This is a genomic window from Acetivibrio sp. MSJd-27 (assembly GCF_018918095.1).
GTDB lineage: Bacteria > Bacillota > Clostridia > UMGS1840 > HGM11507 > HGM11507.
Genome location: NZ_JAHLPV010000085.1, coordinates 1 through 1,902, shown reverse-complemented (window position 1 = coordinate 1,902; position 1,902 = coordinate 1). Strand labels below are relative to the sequence as shown.

Sequence of the window (1,902 nt, the reverse complement as noted above, 5' to 3'; positions counted from 1 at the left end):
CTTTTGCTTTGCGTGCGATTTCCTCCGGCGTTCTTTTTCTTCTTGGCATAGTAAAACCTCCAAACTCAGTATTTATTATATACCTGTTTGGAGGTTTACACAATCTTTGTAAAAGACTCGAATTCTTATCCTTTTTACTAGCTCTGTTCCGTTTTATTTAATATTTACAAAATGCAGAGCTATTTTTTAATATGTCGCTCTATCTCATAATTCACTTTTTCCCTAAGCCATAATAAAAACATACTGTCTTTAGGATAGCTGTCAAACCGAATTTCCTGACCTGCCTCACACTGTATCAGTTTCTTTACCTCTCTTCCTTTCCTTCAAGCTGTTCCAGCATTTGAAACGTACGCATATCCTGCAAAGCTTCATGAAAAACAACAAGGCTCACTGTGCAGATAATCCGCATCGCGCTTATCCGGATATAGCGGTAATTCAGATGGAACATTGCCAACCCTTCGAATAGAAACAGGCAACAGCGAATCAACCTCTACAGATAACTGTGTGCGGGCATCCAAGGCTCCGCAGGAACGATAAGCAATCTGGTAGGAAAAGCATTCTCCTTTCAACGCGGATGCATTTGTTATGGTATCTTTTTTACCCTCATAATCCAGAAAAACCTTTTCCAAAGAAGAAAGCTGCAAAATTTGAATGGACATTTTTTGTTCTCCCTTTAATCCTATATTTATAACCAATTTCACAACTTCATCCATTATGTTTTATTATAATGCGATCTCACAATGCTTTTCAGCCGACTCATAGATTGCACTCATCAGCCTGGAGGTAATGATATTGACATCAATGTTAGACGACAGCTTTTTTTCTGTCCGGATACATTCCAAGAAGCTGTCAATCTCCTGCTGAAACATATTTTTCTCATTCATTTGATATTTTGTTTCACACAGCATCCCGTTTTTCGTTCCATACTTGACAAAAGAACCGCCATACTGCAAACGAATGCCTGCCTTGTCACCCATGAAATCAATGTACATCTCATTTTCTCCGATATTCTGTGCCCACGCTCCGTTAAAGGTGATGACAGGCCCGCTGGTTCGTACCATACCGGTAACGGAATCATCCACATCATAAATTCCATCTTTTACAGGAGGACCCGCCCACATATCCACATAGGTATAATCCTCTATTTTCTTTCCCAATTTACAGAACGTTTCACTTGAGACCGTAAGAGGCTTAGGATCTCCGCAACAGTACATTACGATATCCAAAAAATGTACGCCCCAGTCAATCAATACACCTCCGCCAGAGATGGCTTTGGTTGTAAAACTTCCGCCTAATCCCGGAATGGAACGATGCGAACGGAAGCTGATATATACGTGATGAATATCGCCAAGTTCTCCGTTGTCAATGAGTTCCTTAATTTTGTTTACACTGCTGTTAAAGCGGTTGACCACTCCAATGTTCAAAATCTTTCCGCTTTCCTGCTGTGCTTTCTGCATTTTCAAAGCTTCCTCATATGTTCTTGCCGCCGGTTTCTCACAAAGAACATGCTTGCCTGCATGCAAAAATGCCTCGGAAATCTCCTGGTGCACCGCATTCGGGGTACAGATAGAAACGGCCTCCACCTCATTGTCCTCTAATATTTCGCGGTAATCCGTCACTGCGATACCGCATTCATTTTTCTTTACTGCATTTTCTGCACGCTCCGAAATGATATCACAGAAATATTTGATCTCTGCATCCTTATTGTTCATATATGCCGGAATATGCTGATTGGTTGCAATTGTTCCGCACCCAATGACTGCAACTTTTGTTTTCATATTGTTCACGTATAATTAAACCATCTCGAAAGGGGTGGTTTTAATTATATCTCCTTTCTTAAAGTTTTTGATTATATTTGCAGGAGTAGCTACCTGCGATATAATAAAGACAAGCACTGTGGAT

The 1,902-nt window shown here is 40.5% G+C and carries 2 protein-coding genes; both read right to left on the bottom strand.

What is annotated here, in order from left to right:
- Positions 1 to 368 precede the first annotated feature (368 nt).
- Positions 369 to 659, bottom strand: a complete 291-nt coding sequence (locus KQI32_RS13170) for a hypothetical protein (protein WP_216426085.1) — start codon at positions 657 to 659, stop codon at positions 369 to 371.
- A gap of 63 nt (positions 660 to 722) precedes the next feature.
- On the bottom strand, positions 723 to 1,778 hold the full coding sequence (locus tag KQI32_RS13165; protein ID WP_216426083.1) for a Gfo/Idh/MocA family protein: 1,056 nt from the start codon (positions 1,776 to 1,778) through the stop codon (positions 723 to 725).
- Between the last annotated feature and the right edge of the window lie 124 nt (positions 1,779 to 1,902).

Excerpts from the sequence above, each read along its gene's own strand:
- KQI32_RS13170 (WP_216426085.1), bottom strand. The coding sequence starts at position 659 with ATGTCCATTCAAATTTTGCAGCTTTCTTCTTTGGAAAAGGTTTTTCTG.
- KQI32_RS13165 (WP_216426083.1), bottom strand. The coding sequence starts at position 1,778 with ATGAAAACAAAAGTTGCAGTCATTGGGTGCGGAACAATTGCAACCAAT.